Origin of the sequence: Ancylomarina longa (assembly GCF_003996985.1) — a bacterium.
In the GTDB taxonomy this organism is placed as follows: Bacteria; Bacteroidota; Bacteroidia; order Bacteroidales; family Marinifilaceae; genus Ancylomarina_A; species Ancylomarina_A longa.
Genome location: NZ_RJJX01000186.1, coordinates 1 through 533 on the forward strand (window position 1 = coordinate 1; position 533 = coordinate 533).

The 533-nt window shown below is 52.3% G+C and carries 1 rRNA gene; it reads right to left on the bottom strand.

Going from position 1 to position 533, the window contains the following annotated elements:
- Positions 1-533: ribosomal RNA gene (locus tag DLK05_RS16920) — 23S ribosomal RNA — on the bottom strand; the annotation flags it as partial.

Genomic DNA, 533 nt, shown 5'->3' on the forward strand with positions numbered 1-533 from the left:
TAGCCCACCTTCGTGCTCCTCCGTTACTCTTTGGGAGGAGACCGCCCCAGTCAAACTACCCACCAGGCACTGTCCTCATCCCCGATAAGGGGACCAAGTTAGAACATCAAACATACAAGGGTGGTATTTCAAGGWCGGCTCCAKMRCMACTGGCGTSAYKMCTTCRAAGCCTCCCACCTATCCTACACATGTAGGYTCAATGTTCAGTGCCAAGCTGTAGTAAAGGTTCACGGGGTCTTTCCGTCTAGCCGCGGGTACTCYGCATCTTCACRGCGAWTTCRATTTCRCTGAGAGTGGGGTGGAGACAGCGTGGCCATCRTTAYGCCATTCGTGCAGGTCGGAACTTACYCGACAAGGAATTTCGCTACCTTAGGACCGTTATAGTTACGGCCGCCGTTTACYGGGGCTTCGATYAAGAGCTTCGCTTACGCTAACCCCATCAATTAACCTTCCAGCACCGGGCAGGCATCACACCCTATACGTCCACTTTCGTGTTTGCAGAGTGCTATGTTTTTAATAAACAGTTGCAGGGG